The sequence below is a fragment of the Streptomyces sp. NPDC048434 genome (genome assembly GCF_043200375.1).
Lineage (GTDB): Bacteria > Actinomycetota > Actinomycetes > Streptomycetales > Streptomycetaceae > Streptomyces.
Genome location: NZ_JBICXQ010000019.1, coordinates 25,804 through 45,457, shown reverse-complemented (window position 1 = coordinate 45,457; position 19,654 = coordinate 25,804). Strand labels below are relative to the sequence as shown.

At 71.6% G+C, this 19,654-nt stretch carries 15 protein-coding genes and 1 tRNA gene; 3 read left to right on the top strand and 13 right to left on the bottom strand.

Features of this window, described 5'->3' with window-relative positions:
* The first annotated feature begins 295 nt into the window (after positions 1 to 295).
* On the top strand, positions 296 to 1,330 hold the full coding sequence (locus ACGFWI_RS22550; RefSeq protein WP_393907774.1) for a LysR family transcriptional regulator: 1,035 nt from the start codon (positions 296 to 298) through the stop codon (positions 1,328 to 1,330).
* 139 nt (positions 1,331 to 1,469) lie between these two features.
* Positions 1,470 to 3,401 (top strand): collagenase, encoded by a 1,932-nt coding sequence (locus ACGFWI_RS22545; protein WP_393907773.1) that lies wholly within the window; start codon positions 1,470 to 1,472, stop codon positions 3,399 to 3,401.
* A 146-nt stretch (positions 3,402 to 3,547) separates the two neighbouring features.
* Here ACGFWI_RS22545 and ACGFWI_RS22540 read toward each other — a convergent pair.
* Positions 3,548 to 3,632, bottom strand: a tRNA-Leu gene (locus tag ACGFWI_RS22540).
* A 197-nt stretch (positions 3,633 to 3,829) separates the two neighbouring features.
* Between ACGFWI_RS22540 and ACGFWI_RS22535 the strand changes: the two genes are divergently transcribed.
* Positions 3,830 to 3,994 carry a hypothetical protein gene (locus tag ACGFWI_RS22535; RefSeq protein WP_393907772.1) on the top strand — a complete coding sequence of 55 codons (165 nt, stop codon included), beginning with the start codon at positions 3,830 to 3,832 and terminating at the stop codon, positions 3,992 to 3,994.
* 99 nt (positions 3,995 to 4,093) lie between these two features.
* Here ACGFWI_RS22535 and ACGFWI_RS22530 read toward each other — a convergent pair whose 3' ends face one another.
* The 12 genes from ACGFWI_RS22530 to ACGFWI_RS22475 form a co-directional block, all read right to left on the bottom strand.
* Positions 4,094 to 5,689, bottom strand: a complete 1,596-nt coding sequence (locus tag ACGFWI_RS22530) for an aldehyde dehydrogenase family protein (RefSeq protein WP_393907771.1) — start codon at positions 5,687 to 5,689, stop codon at positions 4,094 to 4,096.
* 339 nt (positions 5,690 to 6,028) lie between these two features.
* On the bottom strand, positions 6,029 to 6,397 hold the full coding sequence (locus ACGFWI_RS22525; protein ID WP_393907770.1) for a chorismate mutase: 369 nt from the start codon (positions 6,395 to 6,397) through the stop codon (positions 6,029 to 6,031).
* Between the two features lie 212 nt (positions 6,398 to 6,609).
* The gene (locus ACGFWI_RS22520; RefSeq protein WP_393907769.1) at positions 6,610 to 7,659 is read right to left on the bottom strand and encodes a sugar phosphate isomerase/epimerase family protein; all 1,050 of its coding nucleotides are present in this window, start codon (positions 7,657 to 7,659) and stop codon (positions 6,610 to 6,612) included.
* Positions 7,660 to 7,718: 59 nt separating this feature from the next.
* A complete protein-coding gene (locus ACGFWI_RS22515; RefSeq protein ID WP_393907768.1) occupies positions 7,719 to 9,128 on the bottom strand; it encodes an alkaline phosphatase family protein in 1,410 nt (469 codons plus the stop codon).
* Entirely contained in the window at positions 9,125 to 10,336 is a 1,212-nt protein-coding gene (eboE, locus tag ACGFWI_RS22510) for a metabolite traffic protein EboE (RefSeq protein ID WP_393907767.1), read from the bottom strand. The genes ACGFWI_RS22515 and eboE overlap by 4 nt, the downstream gene beginning before the upstream one ends.
* A gap of 12 nt (positions 10,337 to 10,348) precedes the next feature.
* Positions 10,349 to 11,200 (bottom strand): TatD family hydrolase, encoded by an 852-nt coding sequence (locus tag ACGFWI_RS22505; protein WP_393907766.1) that lies wholly within the window; start codon positions 11,198 to 11,200, stop codon positions 10,349 to 10,351.
* A 147-nt stretch (positions 11,201 to 11,347) separates the two neighbouring features.
* Entirely contained in the window at positions 11,348 to 12,043 is a 696-nt protein-coding gene (locus tag ACGFWI_RS22500) for an EboA domain-containing protein (protein ID WP_393907765.1), read from the bottom strand.
* Positions 12,037 to 13,098 (bottom strand): sugar phosphate isomerase/epimerase family protein, encoded by a 1,062-nt coding sequence (locus ACGFWI_RS22495; protein WP_393907764.1) that lies wholly within the window; start codon positions 13,096 to 13,098, stop codon positions 12,037 to 12,039. The genes ACGFWI_RS22500 and ACGFWI_RS22495 overlap by 7 nt, the downstream gene beginning before the upstream one ends.
* Positions 13,095 to 14,306: an SCO3242 family prenyltransferase gene (locus ACGFWI_RS22490; RefSeq protein WP_393907763.1), complete on the bottom strand. Its 1,212-nt coding sequence runs from the start codon at positions 14,304 to 14,306 to the stop codon at positions 13,095 to 13,097. Before ACGFWI_RS22490 ends, ACGFWI_RS22495 begins: the two co-directional genes overlap by 4 nt.
* 155 nt (positions 14,307 to 14,461) lie before the next feature.
* The gene (locus ACGFWI_RS22485) at positions 14,462 to 15,637 is read right to left on the bottom strand and encodes an inositol-3-phosphate synthase (protein ID WP_393907762.1); all 1,176 of its coding nucleotides are present in this window, start codon (positions 15,635 to 15,637) and stop codon (positions 14,462 to 14,464) included.
* Entirely contained in the window at positions 15,637 to 17,013 is a 1,377-nt protein-coding gene (locus ACGFWI_RS22480; protein WP_393907761.1) for a ThuA domain-containing protein, read from the bottom strand. The genes ACGFWI_RS22485 and ACGFWI_RS22480 overlap by 1 nt, the downstream gene beginning before the upstream one ends.
* Before the next feature lie 85 nt (positions 17,014 to 17,098).
* Positions 17,099 to 19,567: a PQQ-dependent sugar dehydrogenase gene (locus ACGFWI_RS22475; protein WP_393907760.1), complete on the bottom strand. Its 2,469-nt coding sequence runs from the start codon at positions 19,565 to 19,567 to the stop codon at positions 17,099 to 17,101.
* Positions 19,568 to 19,654: the final 87 nt, after the last annotated feature.

Genomic DNA, 19,654 nt, shown 5'->3' with positions numbered 1-19,654 from the left:
CGTCGCTTGTCCCCGATCGCTGCTGTGGAACCGCCCTCGTTGAGCGGACACGCACCGGCGGGGAAGATGCGTCGAGACTCGGCGGGCGCCCTGTCTGCATGGGCATACTCAGCGGCGTCGGGCGGGGAATCGGAGCGAATCAACGTGCGGACGCCGCCACGCAGTGTGGAGGCGTGCGCACGACCTGCCTGGAATTGACCCACCGGACACTGCCTGGAAGGACCGACGCTGGGACGCAGGGCATCAAGGACGAGTCATGCCGATGATGCACTGACCCGATGGGAGGGGTGGGCACATGGAGCTGGAGCTTCGGCACCTGAGAGTGCTGTGTGCGATCGCCGATGCCGGGAGTGTGGGACGGGCCGCATCGGAGCTGGGCTACTCGCAGCCGGCGATGAGCACACAACTCAGGCGCATCGAGCGCTATTTCAGCAAGCCGCTGTTCGAGCGGAACATATCGGGTGTCGAGCTGACACCGTACGGCGCGGGGGTCCTGGCGCAGGCCCGTGACGTCCTGGCCCGCGCGGATGCCATAGGGCACCGCCCGGCCGAGAGCGTGGCGCGAGCGCGTCGGCCCCTCCGTCTCGCCGCGACCAACTCCCCGGTCCTGTCCGGCATGGTCGTCCGGCTCCGGAGCCGGCTGCCCGACCTCGCGCTCACGGTGAGCAGTGTGTATCCGTCCTCGGAAATCGTCCAACTCCTGGAGGACGGCGAGGTGGACGCGGCGATCGCCGCCGACTATCCCGGGCTGGAGCTATGGCATTCGGCCGCCGTCGCGCATCGCGGGATCGTCACCGAGCCGTCCTTCGTTGCCCTGTCGGCGAATCACCGGCTCAAACACTGCCTGGAGGCCGGGCTCGCAGATCTGGCCGACGACGCCTGGTTCGTCACTCCGGACGACGGGGCCGGCTGGCCGGGGGTGTTCTACGCGGCCTGCGAGTCGGCCGGTTTCACCCCGGCGACGGTGCACGAATTCCTCGGCGACCAGATGCAGTTGCAGAACATGATCGCAGAGGGTCTCGGGGTCTCCATCGTGCAGGCGACGCTCCGTCCGGTCCCCGGCGTCCTCATCAAACCGCTGACCGGCACACCGCTGTGGTGCCGTTACGTGCTGGCCTGGCGGCGTGAGAGCCTCGCCGACGAGATTGCGGATACGCTCGTCAGCTCCGCCACCGCGGCGTACCGCGCGCTCATCGCGCAGTCGCCGCATCTGCGGAGGTGGGCGTCGCGGACCTGGAGCGTGGCCGGGCCGCAGGGCGTGATCCGCTCCGACCGGGATGTGCGGCAGCACCGAGGACCGGCCACCGACGAGGACACGTCGGGGCGTTGACGCCTCGTGGGACGTTATGGCGGGTCAGCCCAAGGTGCTATGTCACACATCATTGTCGGCGGGTGGTGTGCGCTGAGAAGGTGCCACACGCGCCTCACGCGGTTCCCGAGGCGCACCTTCCCCCCACGAAGGAGCAGGGATGCGCTACCGCTTCACCTGGCCCAGATGTGTGGTCGACGGCGTGGCCGTCTTCGCGACGATCGCCTGCCTGGCGACGCCGGCGGCGGCCACGCCCCATCCGACAGCCGTCGCCAAACCCGTGACCGGACCCCGCACCGCACCCCATCTCACACCCCACCCCACACCGCCGCCCATCGGCTCGACCGTCGGCACGGGCGAACGGCCGGATGTGCAGCGCCGGCCGCTCTCCCCCGCCCAGCGCCCCCCACTCAGCGCGACAAAACCCCCCACTTCACCGACTGCGGCGGCCTCCTGCAGCCCCGGCGACTTCGGCAGCCGGACCGGACCCGAACTGGTCACGGCCGTCAAAGCCGCGACCATGGAGTGCATCAACAGCCTCTTCTCGGTCACCGGAAAAGACGCGTACAACGTGTTCCGCGAGGACCAGATGGTCACCATAGCCAGCGCCTTCAAGGACGCGGCGGCGGCCTATCCCGGGGACAACTCGGCGAACACGTGGCAGCTCGTGCTCTTCCTGCGCGCCGGCTACTACGTGCAGTCCAACCACTCGGACGATGTCGGCGAATACGGCAAGACCCTGGCGACGGCCGTCGAGGGCGGCCTGGACGGCTTCTTCGCCAACTCCCATTCCAAGGACGTCACTTCGAAGAACGGCGATGTCCTCGGCGAGGTCATGATCCTCACCGACAGCGCCAACGAGCAGCCCCGCTATCTGGACGTCTACAAGAAGGTGCTCACCGGGTACAACAGCTCCTACGACGACATCCCCAGCATGCTGGCGGCCGTCAACGACGTCTACACCCCGCTCTGGCGCGGAAACTGGAATCCGGAGTATGTGAAGGCGGTGACGGCCGACCCGAGCATCGTCGACACGGTCAACTCGTTCGCGCTGGACCACAAGGACCTGCTGGGCACCGACAAGTCCTACCTGGACTCCAACGCCGGTATGAACGTGGCGCGTTACGTCGAGCATGCGGCCCTCCGGGACAAGGTCCGGCCGCTGATGAAGAGCCTGCTGGACGCCTCGAAGATCACCGGCCCGACTGCCCCCCTGTGGGTCACGGTCGCCTCACAGGCCGACTCCTACGACAAGGACAACTGCTCGTACTACGCCGTCTGCGACCTGGCCGGGCAACTCACGAAGGCGGCCCTCCCGGTCTCCCACACCTGCGACACGACACACACCATCAAGGCGCAGGCGCTGACCGCCGCCGAACTCGACGCCGCATGCGAAAGCGTCCTGAAAGAGGACTCGTACGTCCACAGCCTCGTGAAGGACGACGGCCCGATCCCCGGCCAGTACGAGTCGACCATCCAGTTCTCCGTGTTCGGCAGTCGCAACGACTACCAGACCTACGCCGGGGCGATCTACGGCGTCGACACGAACAACGGCGGCATCACCATGATCGGCGACCCCGCCAAACCCGACAACAAGCCCCTGTCCATCATGTACCAGAGGAGCGACGACAACGGCTTCCCGGCCCGGATCTGGAACCTCAACCACGAATACACGCACTACCTCGACGCCCGCGACGACATGAAGGGCGACTTCGGCAAGCAGACGTCGGTCCCGGACGTCTGGTGGATCGAGGGACTCGCCGAGTACGTCTCGTACGGCTACCGCAAGATCACCGATGACGAGGCGGTCTCCGAGGCCGGAAAGCACACCTACAAGCTGAGCACGTTGTTCCAGAGCACCTACGACAACAGCGATGTGACCCGCACCTATCCCTGGGGCTACCTCGCGGTCCGCTACATGTTCGAGAAGCACCCGGCGGACATCGCCACCATGCTCACGCACTTCCGGACGGGCGACTACGAAGGCGGCTACGCCGTCTACAACACCGGCATCGGTGCCAGCTACGACGCCGACTTCGACACCTGGCTCACCGCGTGCGCGGCCGGCGCCTGCGCCGCCAAGGCCCGGTGACGTACTGAGTACCGCACCGCACGAGGCATGAAGCACAAGGCGACAAGGTCCCGCTCTACGCCGACTTCTGCCTTGGGCTGGAGTACCACGCAGATCAGCGGGTTGTGACCGTACGGTCACAACCCGCTGACATGTGCGTATTTGAGTGTCCGAGGGGGGACTTGAACCCCCACGCCCGATAAAGGGCACTAGCACCTCAAGCTAGCGCGTCTGCCATTCCGCCACCCGGACTAGGTGCGATCTTCACGGGGCGTTCCCCGCGGCGACATGGACAACAATACCAAGGTTTCGGAGTGCCTTTCACCTGCATATCCGTCCGCCACATAACCTCGATTTATGGGCAATGATGGATAAATTGCGCATCTCAGTGGTCCACGCAGGCCACGGGGGCTTTCGTCGCTGCGGGAGCGTCTGCGGGTAGCCGCGGGATGCCCCCTGCCGCCGTCGGTGATCTGCTGCTGCTCGCGTCGGAGGGACGGCAGGAGCCGCCGCTGCGGCACCGCACGCTGCTGTTGCAAGTGGTGGAGCGTGCGGTGCCGGCGGCCGCGGACCGGCGGTCCGCCTCGTTGCCCGGCCGGCAGGGAATCGGGTAGGGCACGTCCTGCGGATCACCCCGGCGCCGTCGGCGGGCCCACCATGATCCGTACGGCCGGCTCCGGGCGGACCGCCGGACCGCCGGTGCGGCAGTGCGGCTACGGCATCAGGTGGTAGTCGGGGAAGTTGCCGGGCAGCCGTTCGGATGCCGGGCCCTCGGTCACCGCGCGGACCAGGAGTTCGCCGCCGACAAACGCGCCGCTCCAGGAGTTGCCGAAGCCGCCGAAGAGCTCATCGCGGTCGCCGCGGGAACGGGGCTTGCCGTGGCCGACCTTGAAGGCGCGGATCTGTGGGGCGAGACGGTCGAAGGTGCCCTTGTCGTCACAGGACAGGCTGGCGACCAGGGCGCCGTTGCTGGCGTTCATGGCGGCGAGGAGTTCGGCCTCGGTGTCGACGAGGACGAGGGTGTCGACGGGGCCGAACGGCTCGGCGTGGTGGAGCGGGGAAGCGGAGGGCGGGGCCAGGAGGGTGGTGGGCGGGAAGTATGCCGAGGTGTCCTGGGAGGGCAGGAAGTGGCCGTCGGCGAGGGTGCCGCGGTGCAGGGGGACGGCGCCCCGGGAGATCGCCTCGGTGGTGAGGTCGGCGAGCTCCTTGGCCTTGGCGGCGTTGATCAGCGGGCCGAAGTCGAGTTCGGGCAGCGGGTCGGCGGGGTCGGCGACGGCCAGGGGGTGGCCGAACCGGACACTGCGTACGGCGGGGAGGTACGCGGCGAGGAAGTCGGCGAAGGCCTCGCGCTGGACGACGAAGCGGGGGTAGGCGGTGCAGCGCTGCTTGGCGTAGTCGAAGGTCTTGCGCACCAGGGGGGTCAGGGACTGCCAGTCGGTGTAGTTCCAGATGCCCCAGGTGTTGAGGCCCTCTTGCTCCAGGATGTGGCGTTTGCCGAGGTCGGCGACGGCGGTGGCGACGCGGGCGCCGGTGTCCCGGCCGCCGACGAAGGAGACACAGCCGATTTCCGGCGAGCGGACGAGCGAGGGCGAGAGCTCTTTGCCGCTGCCGCTGACGAGGGTGGCCGGGACCCCCTCACGGGCGGCCAGGGCGCAGGCGAGCGTGAGACAGACCAGACCGCCGTCCGTGGGCGTCTTGGCGATCACCGCATTGCCGGCCAGCGCCTGGACGAGCATCGCGTGGATCAGCACCGACATCGGGTAGTTCCAGCTGGCGATGTTGCTGACCGGACCGGGCAGCGGCGTGCGGTCGGCGACCATCCGGTCGATCTCGGCGACATACCAGCGGACGCCGTCGATGGCGCGGTCGACATCGGCCTGTGCGAGCTTCCAGGGCTTGCCGATCTCCCACACGAGCAGCAGCGCCAGCAGTTCGCGGTGCTCGGTCAGCGCGTCGAGGGTGGCGGAGATCCGGGCCTTGCGTTCGGCCAACGGCACATGGCGCCAGGCCCGGTGCTGGTCGAGGGAGGCACGTACGGCGTGCAGCGCGGCGTCCGCGTCGAGCCGGGGCGGGCCGGCGATGGGGGTGCCGTCGATGGGGCTGGTGGCGGACAGCGGATCGCCGTCCGGATGCCAGGCAGCGGCCCAGAGGTTGAGGGCCTGGTCGTCGCGGAAGGCTTCGGGAGCCGCGGCCAGGCTGCGCTGCCAGGCGTCCTGCCAGGAGGTTCCCGGCTTGAGGAGGAGCGTCGGGGCGGGCGTGGTGCGCTCGTTCCGCTGCGGGTTCGAGGGGGGTTCGGCGGTGGGTGCCATCGGGTGTCTCCGCTCTCGGTGCACGGCCGGAGGGGCAGGGTGGTGGCGCTCGGCGGCTCCCGGAGGAACCGTGTTACTGGACAGTAGTGGGCAGGGCGGCACTGCGGCACCGGCCGGCGTCAGGTATGGCGAGTGTCACTCGGCGCGGGCGACGGGACCAGCTGGGTGAGGCGACCGCGTGGCCCCCGGCGGCGGCGCGGTCCGCCCGTGGACCGCGGGCGCTCCCGGCGCCCAGCACCAACACGCCGTGGTGGAGGCGAAGTTCGCGTGCACGGTATGCGGCGAGGGCGGGCGGTGCCGCGAAGGCACCGCCCGCCCTCGTCCGACGTGCGTACGGGCTCAGCCGGCGGCCGGCTCCCCGGTCTCCTCCTGCGTACGGTCGGCGATCGCCCGGTGGTGGCGGACGACCTCCCCGATGATGAAGTTCAGGAACTTCTCGGCGAAGGCCGGATCCAGCTTGGCGTCCTCGGCCAGCCGTCGCAGCCGCTCGATCTGTGCGGCCTCGCGGGCCGGGTCGGCGGGCGGCAGGCTGTGCCGGGCCTTGAGCTCACCGACCTGCTGGGTGCACTTGAAGCGCTCGGCGAGCAGATGCACCAGGGCGGCGTCGAGGTTGTCGATGCTGCTGCGCAGATAGCTCAGCCGTTCACGGGCCGCCTCGTCGGCGATGGCGGCCGCTTCGCCGGCCGCCGGTGCTGTCCCCTCGCTCATGTGCGTCTCGCCATTCGTGGTTCGGATGCCTGGTGCGGTGTCGTACTTCTGATGCTTCCTTCGTGATCGGGTGCACATTACCCGGACGGTGGCCGGCGGCCGGGCCGGTCTCGCGGATCGGACCGCGGGCAACCCGCTCCGGCCGGAGCGGGGAACCGGGCAGCCCGGAGCGGCCGCGAGACGCGGCGGGCGGTGGTCCCGCCCCGCGCCGGCTATCCGCGCAGCCGGCGGAGGTGTTGGGCCGAGCGGTCGGCGGTGGACAGGGAGCCGGCCGGGTTGGCGGCCGGGTCGACGGCGTCATCGCGCTCGACGATCCAGTGGTGGTCGCGGTGGCGATCGCCCCTACGGCGGTACACGGTGGCCAGGAATCGTCCGTAGTCGATATCGCCGTCCCCCACATCGGTCATGTGGTAGCCGTCCTGGGCGGCGGTGTCGTGCTCACCGTCCTTGACGTGGAAGAGCGGGTAGCGGTGCGGGGCCTTCAGTACGTAGTCGAGGGGTTCGAAGGGGGCGGGGGTGCCGTCGGGGCGCCGGGAGAAGCGGTACTGGGCGACATACGCCCAGTAGATGTCCATCTCCAGGAAGACCAGTTCGGGGTCGGTCTCGGCGAGCAGTACGTCATAGAGGCGGACGCGCGGGTTGTCGGTGGCGAAGGAGAATTCGTCGGCGTGGTTGTGGTGGTAGAAGCGCAGGCCACGGGCCCTCGCGGCGGCTCCGTAGGTGTTGAATTCCTCGGCGGCGCGCTTCCAGGCGTCGACCGTGTTGCCGTAGCGGTCGGGGCTGGAGGGCGTGCCGACATACGGCAGAGCGAGCGCCTCGGCGTCGTCGAGGACCTGGGTGAGCCGAGTGGCGAAGGTGTACGCCTGGGGGTCGGTGGAGGAGTAACCGACGTGGCTGCCGACGCCGCGCAGCCCGTTGTCCCGCATCAGGCGCTTGAGCTGGGCCAGGCTGATGGGGCCCGCGCTGCCCTGCGTGTAGCCGGCGAACTCGACCTCGTCGTAGTGGTAGCGGGCGAGTTCCTCGAAGACCCGGGCGAAGCCGAGGGATCCGGTCTGGTCGCGCAGGGTGTAGAGCTGGATGCCGAGCCGGCCGGGGGGCAGCAGCCGGCGCCGGCCGGGTGCCGCCGGGGCGGCCGTGGGCGCGGCGGCGGCGGTCTGCGCGCCGAGCAGCGCCGCGGCGGTGGTGCCGGCGGCGACGCCGAGGAATCTGCGGCGGGCGAGCCGGCGGGCGAGGTCGCGGGTGTGCTCCGGGTCGTGGGTCATGGTGGGCTCCTTGTGAAGGACTTGGGGGGTGAAGGGGGGCGTTGTGGGGCCGGGGCGGTTCAGGTGAGGCCGGCGAGCTGCAGCAGCAGCGGCTTCACCTCGGTGGCGGCGGGGGCCGCGGGCAGGACGTCCGGCCGTGAGCAGATGAGGACCGGGCCGTCGGCGGGATCGGCGGGCAGCAGTCCGTGACTGCCGCGGACCGGCTCGGGGTCGAGCGGGACGACCGCCATCCGGTAGCGCATCCCGGTCTTCTTGCGGGCGAGGGCGGCAGCGGCGCGCAGCCGTACGTACGGGTCGCGCGGGTCCATGAAGAGTTCGGCCGGGTCGTAGCCGGGTTTGCGGTGGATCTCGACGAGCCGGGCGAAGTCGGGCGCGCGGGCGTCGTCGAGCCAGTAGTAGTAGGTGAACCAGGCGTCGGGGTCGGCCAGCGCGACGAGGTCACCGGACCGCGGATGATCGAGGCCGTACTCCTTCTTGCCTTTGTCGTCGAGGAGTTGCGCGATCCCGGGGAGGCCGGTGAGCGCCTCGCGGGTCGCGGCGAGGTCCTCGGGCCGCCGGACGTAGAGATGCGCGATCTGGTGGTCGGCGACCGCGAAGGCACGGGAGGCGGTCGGGTCGAGGTACTCCATCCCGTCCTGGGTGTGCACCTCCAGCAGCCCGGCGCGGCGCAGCGCCCGGTTGATGTCGACGGGCCGGCGCACCCGGGTGATGCCGTACTCGGACAGCACGACGACGGTGGTGCCGACGGTGCGGGCCTCGTCCAGCAGGGGGGCGAGGACGCTGTCGAGTGCGGTGGCGGCGGCGTGCGAGCGGGGGTCGTCGGGGCCGTAGCGCTGGAGGTCGTAGTCCAGGTGCGGGAGGTAGGCGAGGGTGAGGTCGGGGCGGCGGGTGCGGTGGAGGTGGCGGGTGGCGTCGGTGATCCACTGTGAAGAGGCGAGGGAGGCGGTGGGCCCCCAGTAGGTGAACAGGGGGAACGGGCCGAACAACTCGGTGAGTTCGTCGTGCAGGTCGGGCGGCCGGGTGTAGCAGTCGGGTTCCTTGCGGCCGTCGGCGTAGTAGATCGGGCGGGGCGTCACGGTCCAGTCGGTGTCCGCCCCCATCGCGTACCACCAGCAGACATTGGCGACGGTGTAGCCGGGGTGCGTACGGCGTGCGGCGTCCCAGATCTTGTCGCCGCCGACCAGCGCGTTGTGCTGCCGCCAGAAGTGGACCTCGCCGAGGTCGCGGAAGTACCAGCCGTTGCCGACGATGCCGTGTCCGGCGGGTGTCGTCCCCGTCAGGAAAGTCGACTGGACGCTGCAGGTGACGGCGGGCAGCACCGTGCTCAGCGGGCGGTACGCACCGGCTTCGGCGAGCTCGGAGAGATACGGCATATGGGCCATCAGGCGCGGGGTGAGGCCGACGACATCGAGGACCAGAAGGCGCTGCACGGGGGCGGGCTCCGGGGCGGTGTGCTTCGGGCCGGTCATGGCAGCTCCTTGAGGCCCAGGTCGGTCAGCAGATCGCGGGCCAGGGAGAGTTCGGCGGCGATCCCGTCGATGAGCCGGCCGCGGGTACGCGGGCGCAGCTCGGGGGGCAGGGCCTGCCAGGTGTAGGTCTCCACCTCCAGGTGGTGGGTGCGCGGGACCGGTCCGCCGACCAGGAGGGCGAGGGTGTCCTGGAGGACGGCCATGGTGGAGGTGAGCGGCGGCTGGGGCGGGGCGTGCAGCGGCACATGGAAATGGGCGCGCCAGGGGCCGGCCGTGGGCAGGCCGCTGCCCTCGGCGAGCGCCTCGTCGAGGTCGTCGGTGGCCAGGAGCGCGCCCTGTGGGCTGCGGGTGCGGGTCTGGTGGAGGAAGCGGGGCTCGGCGAAGGCGCCGAGGGCGGTGCGTACGGCGGTGTGCCCGGGGTGTTCGGCGTGCAGCGCGGCGGAGAGCTGGGACTTGACGATCGGCACGGCGGCGCGGTGCAGCGCGGCGAGCGCGTCGTGGGGGTCCTCGAAGGAGGTGGCGAGGTGGCAGGTGTCGAGGCAGAGGCCGATCCGGGCGTGGCGCCCCGCTGCCGGGTGCCGGCGGAGGGCGGTGACGGGACCGATGGCATCGGCGGTGGTCTCGATGAGGCAGCCGGGCTCCGGCTCCAGGCCGATGCGGATCGAGCGGCCGGTGAGGTCTTCGAGGGCGTCCAGCCGGCCGGAGAGGGTGCGCAGCGCGTCGAGGGCGGTATCGCGGCGGTCGGCGGCGCCGCGGACCGGGTCGAAGTCGGTGCGCCAGGCGAGCGGAAGGGTGGAGATGGTGCCCTCGGCGGCGTCGTCGGGGAGCAGGGCGGTCAGCAGCCGCGCCAGGTCGGTGGTGTGGTCGAGCCGGGCGGCCTCCGTCCAATCGGGCCGGTACACGCGGTACTTGACCCGCTGGCCGCCGAACCCTTCGTAGGGGAAGCCGTTGAGGGTGACGACCTCCAGGCCACGGGTGTCGAGCTCCCGGCGGAGGCGGCGCAGTGCGGCCGGGTCGGCGGTCAGGGCACGGGCGGCGTCCCTGGCGAGCCAGAGTCCGATGCCCAGACGGTCCCGGCCCAGGCGTTTGCGGACCGGTGCACAGTGGTCGCGCAGCTGGGCGAGGACGCCGTCGAGGGTTTCCGCGGGGTGGACATTGGTGCAGTAGGCGAGGTGGACGGTGGACCCGTCCGGGTGGCGGAAGCGCATGGCCGTACCTCCTCATTCCCCGCCGCGGAGGATGGAGTTGCCCTCGTGCAGCGCGCCGGGCGGCCGGGGGCTGTTCAGGTTCAGCCGGCCGCTCTGTCCGTAGAAGGCGACGGGGTTGCGCCACAGCACCTGGTCGACGTCGTCCTCGCTGAAGCCGGCCGCGAGCATCGCGTCACCCGCCTCGCGCGTCTTGAGCGGGTCGCTGCGGCCCCAGTCCGCCGCGGAGTTGACCAGCACCCGGTCGGTGCCGTGCAGCCGCAGGATCCGGACCATGCGCTCGGGGGTCATCTTGGTGTCGGGGTAGAGGGAAAAGCCCAGCCAGCAGCCACTGTCAGTGGCCTCGCCTACGGTTGTCTCATTGAGGTGATCGAGGGCGACGCGCTCGGGGGGCAGTGCGGATTCGCGCAGGACGTCCAGGGTGCGGCGGAGGCCGGCGGCCTTGTCGCGATGGGGGGTGTGGACGAGCGCCGGCAGGCCGTGGTCGGCAGCGAGCTGGAGCTGGGCGGCGAGGGCGGTGTCCTCGGCGGGGGTCATGGAGTCGTAGCCGATCTCGCCGACGGCGACGACCGAGTCCTTTACGAGGTAGCGGGGTAGGGCGTCGAGGACGGGGGTGCAGCGGGGGTCGTTGGCTTCCTTCGGGTTGAGGGCCAGCGTGCAGTGGTGGGCGATGCCGTACTGGGCGGCGCGGAAGGGTTCCCAGCCGAGCAGGGAGTCGAAGTAGTCGAAGAAGCTGGCGGGCGAAGTACGGGGCTGCCCCAGCCAGAAGGAGGGCTCGACGACGGCTCGGACGCCGGCGGCGTGCAGTGCCTCGTAGTCGTCGGTGGTGCGGGAGGTCATATGGATGTGCGGGTCGAAGATGCGCATCGGGGACTCCTCGCGGGGTGGGAGCCAGGACTCTGAACGGCCAGGGCTCTGAAGGGCTTCGGCTCTGCGGGGCTGCGGAGTTGCAGGGGCATGTCCGCGAAGTCCCGTCGTTCGCCCGGAGGCCAGGCGGGACGTTGCGGACACGCCCTAGGGCTCCGTGGAGGCCTGAGGTCCGTTGGGGAGGTGGTGAGCGGGGGTGAGTGCGGTGAGGGCCAGGACGCGGTGGAGATCGTCGGGAAGGGCGCGGCCGGCGGCGGTGCGCTCGCGGGCGTAGTCGCCGAGCATCCGGGCGAGTTCGGTGTCGCCCCGGGCGCGCTGCGCGAGGCCGGCCACGGCTGCCACGGGGACGCCCGTGAAAAGGCACTTCAAGATGGCGTGCCGCCAGGCGTGGGCGTCCAGGTGACGTGCGGCGTACGGCCCGACGGCGGCCGCGACCAGCCGGGTGTCGTTCGTCCGCAGCGCATCCTCGACCAGGTGCTTGGCTGCCGGACCGAGCGCCAGGTGGGGCAGGGCCAGGAGTACGGCGCAGCGTTCGGCGGCGGTGCCGTGCAGAGAGAGCCGGGTGACGGTCGGGGCGTCGGCGCGGGCCGTGCACAGCAGGAGCACCCGAGCCGCCTCGGCTGCTTCGGGGTCCGGCTCATACGGCGGATCGGGCCGGGTGCAGTACCGCCCGGCCGAGGCGAACCGCATCTCCCAGGGGGTTGGTGAGTCGGCCGCCGGGGTGGGCCTGTCGCCCTGCGCGGCCTCCGCCAGGGCGCTGGTGAGCCAGGTTCGGGCGGGGGTGCTGAGACGGGCGCGCAGCGAGTCGTGGAGGCGGGTGAGGCGCTGTTCGGGGGTCAGCATGGGGTGTCTCCCCGGCGAGCGGCGGTGTGGGTGGGGTGCTCCGGTACGGGCGCCGGGCGTTGTCCGGCGGCGGGCTGTCCGTCGACGGGCTGTCCGGCAGTGCGCTGCCCGGCGGGGCTCGGGACGGCGGGGCTCGGGACGGCGGAGCGCGCTACGGCGGTGTCCTGCTCGGCGCTCCGCTGCTCGGTGCTCCGCTGTTCGGCGGTCCGGAGGAAGTGCAGGGAGGAGGCGGCGAGTTGGGGGCCCGCGTGCGAGTGGCGGGGTAGTTCGACGCTCACCAGGCCCCGGTAGCCGACGTCCTTCAGGGCGTCCAGGACCGGTGGGAAGTCGATCTCACCGGTGCCGAACGGCAGATGTTCGTGGACGCCCCGCCGCATGTCCTCGATCTGCACATGCCACAGCCATGGGGCCGCGGCCCGTACACAGGTGGCGGGTGGATCGGGCTCCAGGCACCGGCAGTGGCCGATGTCCAGGGTGAGGCCGAACAGCGTGGCCTCCGGGCTGCCGAGTACGGCGCGGAGGTAGTGGAAACCGGCGAGGTCGGGGACGAGGTGGCCGGGCTCGGGCTCCAGGGCGAGCGGCAGCCGGGCGTCCGCCGCGGCTTCGAGGACCGGGCCGAGGGAGCCGGCGAGGCGGTCCCAGGCGGTGTCCTCGGAGGTGCCGTCCGGGCGGACGCCGCTGAAGCAGTGGACGGCGGTCGCGCCCAGGTCGGCGGCGACGCGAACGGCGGTGCACAGCAGTCCGGTACGGGCCGCGCGGGCTTCCGGGTCCGGGTCGAGAAGCGTGGGGTGGTGTTTGCGGCGGGGGTCCAGGACGTACCGTGCGCCGGTCTCGATAGCCACGGAGAGCCCCAACTCGCCCAGGCGGCGGGCGATATCGGCGGTGCGGGCCGCCAGTCCGGGGGCGAGCGGGTCGAGGTGCATATGGTCGAGGGTCAGCGACACCCCGTCGTAGCCGAGGTCGGCGAGCAGCGCGAGGGCGTCGGTGAGGCGGAGGTCGGTGAGGCCGTTGGTGCCGTAGGCCAGCCGCAAGGGCGTGGTCGTCGTCGGGGTCATGTCGGGCTGACCTTCCGGGACAGGCGCCGGGCGGCGGGGATCAGCGCGAGCAGGGCGGCCGCGGTACGGGGCGCGCCCGCGCGGGCGGTGAGCGCCGCCTGGAGCGGGATCATGGCGCGGATTCCGCCGCCGACGGCGCGCTGAAGGAAGTACGGCGAGGGGTTGAGGACCGCCTGGAGGAGCGGACGGGCCGCGGTGACGCCGTACCCGGCGACGAGCGCGGCGGTGAACGGTGAGGGGGTCGCGGAGTGAGCCGCGGAATCGGTCGGGGAATTGGTCGGGGAATCGGTCGCGGAGTTGGCCGACGCGGCCAAGCCGTACGCAGCCGGGCGGCCCGCGGCCAAGCCGTACGCAGCCGGGCGACGAGCCGCCGAGCGGTACCCCGCCGGTCGACCTCGGCTTCGGCCGTGAGCCCGCCCCCGATCCCGGCCCCGGCCGCCCATGGCTGCGCCTGCCACGGCCGCAACCGCCGCCAGTCCGGCCAGCGGAAGGGCGGACGAGCTGCCCTGGGCCTCGCGCCGCGAGACGGTGGTGACGGCGAGGGTGTGAGCGCCGAGCAGCACCGCGGAGGGCAGCGCCGCGCGGGCGGACCGGGCGGCCCCGGAGGGATGCCGGGTGTCCGCACGGCCGGTGTCTTCCGGCCGTCGCTGTCGCGCGGTGCCGGGAGGAGCGGTTGCGACGGCTCCCTGGAGCAGGTCCAGGGTGCGGGCGCAGGCCATGGCGGCCGGGCCCGCGGGGGTGTTCTTGAGGTGCAGGTCGTAGGCCCAGACCGTGGCCGCGAGGGCGGTGGCGGTGAGCAGGGCGGGGCGGCTGGCCGCGGCGGCGAGGGCGAGCCCGGCGACGGTCAGGCCACCGGCCGCGGCGAGGGCGGCGGACGGTGCGATCCGGCCGGACGGGATCGGGCGGCTCGGGCGTTCGATGGCGTCGATATCGCGGTCGGCCCAGTCGTTGAGCGCCATACCGGCCTCGTAGAGACAGAGGGAGGCGCAGGCCGCGAGCGCGGTGCGGTGGTTCGGCCGGTGACCGGCGGCGGTGGCGCCCGCGAGCAGATCGCCCGGGACGCTGAAGAGGGCCGAGACGCGGAGGAGTTCGGCCCAGGCCCGGCCCGCGCCGCCGGTGTCGGCGGCTCCCCCGCCGCCCGTATGCCCGTCGGCGCCGGCAGGCCCGGTACCGCCCGCCGGCCCACGCCCGGTGGCAGGTTCCCCCACAGAACCCACCACCGGGCCGTTCCTCGTGGGGCGCGGCGCGCGGCCGGCCCCGGGTCCAGGGCGCGGCCCCGGCCCCGGCTCAGGCACATACCCAGGCTGCCGCCCGGCCATCCCTCCCTCGCCCTCCGGTGACCGGCCCGGCCCGCCGTCCGGGCTCATGACCGCGTCCCGGTCCGCAGCAGTCCGGCGTACGCGAGGAGGGCGGTGTACTGGTCGGCGAGGGCGGCGGGGCCGCCGTCCGGGTCCTTGAAGTAGAAGCCGAGGGCGGGTTGCGGGCCGGACAGGCCGACGGTGTGTGCGGCGGCCAGGAGCCGGGCCAGATCGAGGACGAGGGGTGCGGCGAGCGCGGAGTCGCAGCCCTGCCAGGTGGTCTGCAAGGTCATCCGGCTGCCGAGGAAGCCGTCGAAGGCGATGTGGTCCCAGGCGGTCTTCCAGTCGCCGAGCGCCGGAACGTTGTCGATGTGCAGGTCGCCGGCGGGGAGTGCGCCGAGTGTGTCGGCCAGGACCCGGGCCTTGCCGGCGTTCTTGGCGGCCGCGGCGCCCGGGTCGGCGAGGGCCGCGCCATCTCCGCCGCCGAGGAGATTGGTACCGGACCAGGCGCGTACGGCAAGCGCGCGCTGGGCGAACATCGGGGCGAGGACGGAGCGCAGCAGGGTCTGCCCCGTCTTGCCGTCGCGGCCCGCATACGGCAGTCCGCTGACCGCTGCCATCTCCTGGAGGAGGGGGTGGTGCAGCCCGGTGGAGGGGGTGAAGTTGAGGTACGGGCAGCCGGCCCGCAGGGCGGCGTAGGCGTAGAGGGAGCTGGCCGGGAGCCGGTCGGTGTGCGGGTCGGCGGGGGCCGGTTCCGTGCTGGCGACATTGATGACGACGGTGCGGTCGAGGTCGTGGTCGCGGCCGAAGTCGCGCAGGTCGGCGGCGAAGGCGCTGATGAGTTCGGCGTCGCTGCGGGTGTCGCCCTGCTGCGGTCCGCCGGGCCGGATCGCGGCGTCGGCGGCGGCGAGTTCGGCGTGTACGGCGGGCGGCAGGCCGTACGGCAGGACGCCGCCGGCGGCGAGTTCCTCGGCGCGTTTGGGCAGCGGGCAGCAGGCGGTGTCGTGGCCGCCGAAGACGAGGGCGGAGAGGGGCGGGAGGGAGGGGACGGAGGTGTCGGTGAAGGGGGCGGTTTCGGTGACCATGCCGACGGGCCGGTGCAGACCGGCGGTGAGGGCGGCGCAGCCGGCGATCACGGTGGTGGCGACGGAGCCGCGGGCGCCGACGAGCCAGACACCGGTGCGGCCGGTGCGCTCGGGGCGGCCCTCCTCGCGGGCCGCTTCTCGGGTCGGGTCAGCCATCACTTACCCCGCGCCTCTCCGTGCTCCGCGTCCGCTGCCGCCGCCTGTGGGTCCGCCAGTTCCTTGATCCGGATGTTGCGGAAGGCCACGTGGTCGTCGGCGCCGTGGTTCTGCAGACCGAGGTAGCCGTCGGTCAGGCTCCGCTCGGGGTCCTTGTTGGTGAAGTCATTGATCTTGACTCCGTTGAGGTACACCCGCAGGCGCTCTCCCTGGACCTTGATCTCGTACGCGTTCCACTGTCCGGGCGGTCGCAGGGCCCGGTCGCGGGCCGTGAGGTCGGCGGACTGGAAGGAGTAGACGGCGCCCGTGGTGCGGTCCGGCGCGTCCGTGGCGTCGATCTGGATCTCATAGCCCTTGTTGACGGCGGACCAGGGGTCGTCGGAGGCCGGGAAGCCCACGAAGACACCAGAGTTGTCGTCGCCCTGCATCTTCCAGTCGAGCTTGAGGGAGTACGCCGTCAGCTCCTTGGCCTGGTACCAGAGCAGGCCCATGCCGCCGTAGGAGTTGAGGGTGCCGTTCTCGACGGTGAACCCTCCGGGTCCGGCCTGCTTCCATCCGTCGAGGGTCCGGCCGTTGAAGATCGGGCGGTAGCCGGTGTCCGGCCGGCAGTCGGCCTCGGCCTTCCCCGCGGCGTACGTCAGCCCGCCGAGCAGATGGGCGCGGAACGCCGGGTCCGCGTAGGACTCCTTGGTGTGACCGCCTCCGGTGTACAAGGCGCGCCCGCCGCCGTAGCTCTGGCACCAGGCGATCGGATGGTCGCCCTTCATGGTGCCGCCCGTGTACGTCGTCTCGTCGAGGGAGGCGAGGACATGGGCCTGCGCGCGGGGGTTGGTGCGGTAGTTGTACCACTCGTCGGTGCGCTCCCAAGCGGCCGGCAGATGCGCGGTCGCCGGGTTGCTGCGGTCCTCGACCCGGACCGTGGCGGGCTGAATGGCCGGATGCGACTGGAAGTAGGCACCGACGAGCCCGCCGTAGAAGGGCCAGTCGTACTCGGTGTCGGCGGCCGCGTGGATGCCGAGGTATCCGCCGCCGTGGGCGACGTAGTCCTCGAACGCCTGCTGCTGGGTGTCGTCGAGGACATCGCCGGTGGTCGACAGGAAGACGACGGCGTCGTAGCGGGCGAGGTTGCCGGGCGTGAAGGCGTCCGCGGACTCGGTGGCGTCGACCGTGAGGGAGCCGGCGCTGCCCAATTCCTTGAGGGCGGCGATGCCGTCGGGGATGGAGTCGTGCCGGAAGCCGGCGGTCTTGGAGAAGACCAGGACGCGGCCGGTGTCGCGGTGGTGGGCGGGTGCGGCGGCGCCGGGCAGCGCCATGGTGGCGAGCAGGGCGGCGGCCGTGACGGCGGTGATGCCCAGGCGGCGTGCGGAGGGGTGCATGGGGTGTCCTTGCTCCGGCGGGGCGTACGGGCCAAGGTCTGCTCGGCCCGTACGTCCCGGTCGGCGAGGGGGTCAGCCGGGTGGCTCAGCCAGTGGTGAAGGTGAAGTCGTCCACGTCGTAGAGGGCCGCGCCGTCCCTGCCCTTGAAGACCAGGTAGAGCGTGGTGGTCGTGGTGGGCGGACGGTTGATGGCCGTGCTCACGTCCTGGTACGTCTCCCAGGACCCGGTCGGCTCGACCTTCGCGCTGCCGACCAGCCGGCCGGTGGGCGAGCCGCTGCGGATCTCCAGGGTGCCGCCGCTGCCCGCCGAGGCGACGCGGGCGGTGAGGGACGTGGCCTGGGAGATCAGGTACGGCTTGAAGGAGATCCAGTCGCCGTTGTTGATGTCGCCGACCGTCTTGCCGCCGTTGGCGGGCGTGTGGTTCACGACCGAGACGCCCTTGGAGTCGCCGAAGTGCTCGGCCTGGCGGTGCTTGGGCTGGGTGACGTGCTGGTCGTGCGTGGTGAGCGCGGGCTGTCCGTTGGCGCCCTTGTCGGTGTACTCGGCGTCGAAGACACCGAAGACGTTGGCGTTCGGGTCGTGCTCGCTGTCGGCGCTGGTCTTGATGACGCCCGAGCAGCCGTTGGCGGACGTCACGGGGTGGCCGTGGCTGTCGTGGCCGAGGATGTGGGTGACCTTGACCTTGGTGCAGTCGATGGTCCCGTCCTCCGGGTCGGTCACCTTCACCTTGAAGGGCACCTCGTCGCCGAAGGTGAACAGCTCGCCGTTACCGGGGAGTTCGAGGGTCACCTTGGGTGCGGTGTTGCCGACGACGAGGTGCACGTCGGCGCTGCCGGTGCGGCCGGTCGGGTCCTTGGTGGTGACGGTCGCGGTGTAGGTGCCGTTCTTCTTGTACGTGTGGCCTGGGGCGGCGCCCGTGCCGGTGGTGCCGTCGCCGAAGTTCCACGCGTAGGTGAGGGTGCCGCCGTCGGCGTCGGTCGCGGTGGCGGAGAGCTTCACCCGCATCGGCGCCTGGCCCGAGGTCTTGTCGGCCTTGGCGTCGACGACCGGCGAGTGGCCGTCGGTGGCGTTCTCGATGCGGTACAGGCCGGAGTTCTCGTCGCCGCCGAACCAGGCGGTGCCGTAGTCCAGGACGTACAGGGCGCCGTCCGGGCCGAAGGCCATGTCCATGATCTGGGTGCCGGTCCACGGGAACGGGTTGATGGATGTCACCTTGCCGTCGGCGTCCTGCTCGATCCGCTTGATCCAGCGGCGGCCGAACTCGCCGGCGAAGAAGTCGCCGTCGTAGGCCTCGGGGAACTTCACCGGGGACGCGTTCGCGGCGTCGTAGCGGTAGACGGGGCCGCCCATCGGGGACTCGGAGCCGGAGCCGAACTCGGGCACGGAGCCGCCGTCGTACGGGATCCACGCGGGCTGCGCGGGCGGCAGGTCGACGAGGCCGGTGTTGTGCGGCGAGTTGTTCTTCGGTGCGTGGCAGTCGAAGGATGCGCCGGAGGCCTTGGTCGCGAAGTCGTAGTCGACGTAGGCGTCGTTGTTGCCGGTGCAGTACGGCCAGCCGAAGTTGCCCGGCTTGGTGACACGGGCGAACTCGACCTGGCCCGCCGGGCCGCGCTTCGGGTCGGCGGCGCCCGCGTCGGGGCCGTAGTCGCCGACGTAGACGATGCCGGTCGGCTTGTCGACGCTCATCCGGAACGGGTTGCGGAAGCCCATCGCGTAGATCTCGGGGCGGGTCTTGTCCGTGCCGGGGGCGAAGAGGTTGCCCGACGGGACGGTGTACGAGCCGTCATCGGCGACCTTGATGCGCAGGATCTTGCCGCGCAGGTCATTGGTGTTGCCCGCGGAACGCTGGGCGTCGTAGGCGGGGTTGCGGGTGTCGCGCTCGTCGATGGGCGTGAAGCCGTCGGACGCGAACGGGTTGGAGTCGTCACCGGTCGACAGGTAGAGGTTGCCGGCCTTGTCGAAGTCGATGTCGCCGCCGACGTGGCAGCAGATGCCGCGGGAGGCGGGGACGTCGAGGATCTTCTTCTCGGAGGCGTTGTCGAGGGTGCCGTCGGCGTTGAGGGTGAAGCGGGAGAGGCGGTTCACCCCGTCGAACGGTGTGAAGTCGGCGGCCGTGCCGTCGTTCGGGGCGTCGCCGGCGGGGGTGTCCAGCGGCGGTGCGTAGTAGAGGTAGATGGCGCGGTTCTGCGCGAAGTCCGGGTCCACGCCGACGCCTTGGAGGCCCTCTTCGTCGTGGTTGTAGACCGCCAGCTTGCCCGCCTGCTGCGTCGTGCCGTTCTCGTCCGTGAGGCGCAGGACACCGTCGCGGGAGGTGTGCAGGACCTTGCGGTCGGGGAGGACGGCCAGCGACATCGGCTCGCCGACCTCTTCGGCGCCCTTGGCGAGGGTGACCTGCTGGAAGTCCTCGGCCGAGGCCTGCGCGGCCGGGCCCTTGGCGGGCGGCGAGGCGGCGGAGACGGCGGGGGCGGTGCCGAGCGCCAGTGAGGCGGTGGCCAGTGCGGTACTCGCGAGGAGTGCCAGTGCCGTCCGTATGCGGGGCCTTCTTCGGGGCATTGCGGTGCCTTCCGTGCGGGTGGGTGGTGGAGTCCTTGTCGCGCGGCCTCCGGCCTGGCTCGTCCTCAGTCGCCGGACGGGATCGCG